This is a genomic window from Streptomyces sp. NPDC055078, from assembly GCF_053607985.1.
Genome location: NZ_JBSGUP010000966.1, coordinates 1 through 2,205, shown reverse-complemented (window position 1 = coordinate 2,205; position 2,205 = coordinate 1). Strand labels below are relative to the sequence as shown.

At 69.0% G+C, this 2,205-nt stretch carries 2 protein-coding genes and 1 pseudogene; 1 reads left to right on the top strand and 2 read right to left on the bottom strand.

The window, feature by feature from the left end; translation table 11 throughout:
- Nucleotides 1-54 precede the first annotated feature (54 nt).
- Nucleotides 55-252: an antitoxin gene (locus tag ACWF94_RS39190; RefSeq protein WP_453499864.1), complete on the bottom strand. Its 198-nt coding sequence runs from the start codon at nt 250-252 to the stop codon at nt 55-57.
- A 199-nt stretch (nt 253-451) separates the two neighbouring features.
- Here ACWF94_RS39190 and ACWF94_RS39185 point away from each other — a divergent pair, with 199 nt between their 5' ends.
- Complete coding sequence (locus ACWF94_RS39185; protein ID WP_453499862.1) at nt 452-844, top strand: VOC family protein; 393 nt, start codon at nt 452-454, stop codon at nt 842-844.
- 87 nt (nt 845-931) lie between these two features.
- Here ACWF94_RS39185 and ACWF94_RS39180 read toward each other — a convergent pair.
- A pseudogene (locus tag ACWF94_RS39180) lies at nt 932-1,018 on the bottom strand (glutamine synthetase); the annotation flags it as partial.
- Between the last annotated feature and the right edge of the window lie 1,187 nt (nt 1,019-2,205).

Genomic DNA, 2,205 nt, shown 5'->3' with positions numbered 1-2,205 from the left:
CGGCAGAGGATGCCGGCCTGCGTCATCGGCCGCCGTCGGGACGACCGGCCGTCGTCAGGGCTGCGGCGGAGGCGGCGGGTCCTGACGTCCGCCGCCGAACTGGTCCTTCAACTTGTCCTGGCCCGTGTCGACCTGGCCGCTGTACTTGCCCTGGGTCTTGTGGTCGACAGCGTCGCCCGCCTTGTCGATCCCCTTGTCTGTCTGGGCCTCATGGCCCTTGAGCATCTGCTTGAGCTTGTCCATCACGGACATGGGGTCATCCCTTTCGCCGCACGTCCCCCCACCTCTCCAGGGTCGCCGCACACCGCGCGGTCCGCATCCCGGGGCGTATCCGGACAGAATCCCGGGCCCTGACAGCCTTCCACTAGGACACGATCTGTCCTAGTTCACTCCTACTGTGGTTCCCGAGAGAAACCACCGGAGCGAAAGGGAACACACCGTGCTGCGAGGAATGAGCACCATCACCTACTGGGCCGCCGATCTCACCGCCGCCAAGGAGTGGTACACCGATCTCCTCGGCGTCGAGCCCTACTTCGAACGCCCCGGGGGTTACTACGAGTTCCGCATCGGCGACTACCAGGCCGAGCTGGGCATCTGCGACGCCTCCTACGCCCCCGGCGGCCTCCCGGCCGCGCCCGGCGGGACCGTCGTCTACTGGGCGGTGGACGATCTGCCCGCCGCCGTCGAACGGCTGCTGGCCATGGGGGCGAAGGAGTACGAGCCGATCACCGACCGGGGCGAGGGCTTCTTCACCGCGGCCGTCGTCGACCCCTTCGGAAACATCCTGGGCGTGATGGCCAACCCGCACTACATGACGGTCCTGGCGCGAACCGGCGAGGCGTGAGACCGGCCCGGGGGACGTACGGGCACGCGGGCCCAAGGGCAGGCGGACAGGCGGGCCGAGGCGCACACGGGCACACGGGCCGGTGCCTCACAGCACTGGGAGGTTCTTCCGCAGTTCGAACGCGGTGACCTCGGAGCGGTACTCCTCCCACTCCTGCTTCTTGTTGCGCAGGAAGTGTTGAGCCTCGATGCGCGCCTGCGCCGATACCCGAGCGGCCCTGGTTGAAGGGGCTTTGAGGGGTCATCATTGGTCGTTGGTGGTCGTCGTCGGCCACCCTCGGACGGCCCGCAGACGGCCCGGACCCTGGCCCCGTGTGCGCGCCGGGGCTGTTGTCGGGTGACGGCTGGTCTCGTGACGCCCCCCTCTGAAAAGCGTCCTGTCTGGGTCGGGCCCGGGGTGTTGCGACTGTGGGTAGTCGATTCGGGTCTCTTCCCCCCTGTCCCTGGAAGTCCGCTACATCCGCTACACCGCTACATTGCAGGTCAGCAGCATGATTTTTGTAGCGGATGGGTGTCGTGTAGCGGATAGTTCCGCTACACGCCTCCTGTCTGGTTGCGGAGAGTGAGGAGGGGGCTTGTCGTCCCGGGGTCCGTCCGGCCCCCCTTCCTGGAAGTCCGCTACTGCCGCTACCGGCGCTACCGCCCTGGTCAGGGGCGTGATCGAGGTAGCGGGAAGGGGTCCCGGTAGCGGATGACTTCCGCTACCGGGCCCGTACGGGCCAGAGCGACAAGCAACGCGGACCACCCTCCGGGCGGACGACTATCCAGCCGCCCACGGCCCGTACACCACCGTGCGGGAGGGGCGACTGCGGGAGGTCCCGAACGGCCGTCAGAGCGCCACACAGCGGGGCGGGGTGGTCTCTTCCCAAAGAGCCACGGTTCGGGGCCCAGCGGGTCAGGGCCACAGACCCCTCTACCCCCTCTACTTCGCAGGTCAGGCCCCACTACCGCCCCCCTCTACCTGTGTAGAGGGCCCCGCTACCCGTGGGCACCCTGCGGCAGGGGGACATCCGGCCTGAGCGCCCCCGCCTTAAGAGCCGTCTTGGCCCTGAACGAGGCTCTGGGGGAAGAGACCACCCCCGCCCCGCTCGTGGCGTTCCCATCAAGACGGCTCTTAAGGGGGGAGGGGCGCGGACGCTGGCCCCCGATCCGGGCAGACCGGAGAACGGCCGCTGGATTCCGTTCCGGCGCTCCCTGCCGTCCGCCGGGCCGACAGCGCGCAACGGCCGGCACTCCGCACGGCCGTCGACGCAGCGCGAGCGGAGCGAGCCGCCAAAGGTCGTCCGCCCGAAGGGTGGTCCGCGTTGCTTGTCGCTCTGGCCCGTACCGGCCCGGTAGCGGAAGTCATCCGCTACCGGGACC

What these genes read in the sequence shown, in the direction of transcription:
- ACWF94_RS39190 (WP_453499864.1), bottom strand. Translation starts at nt 252, where the DNA reads ATGTCCGTGATGGACAAGCTCAAGCAGATGCTCAAGGGCCATGAGGCC.
- ACWF94_RS39185 (WP_453499862.1), top strand. Translation starts at nt 452, where the DNA reads ATGAGCACCATCACCTACTGGGCCGCCGATCTCACCGCCGCCAAGGAG.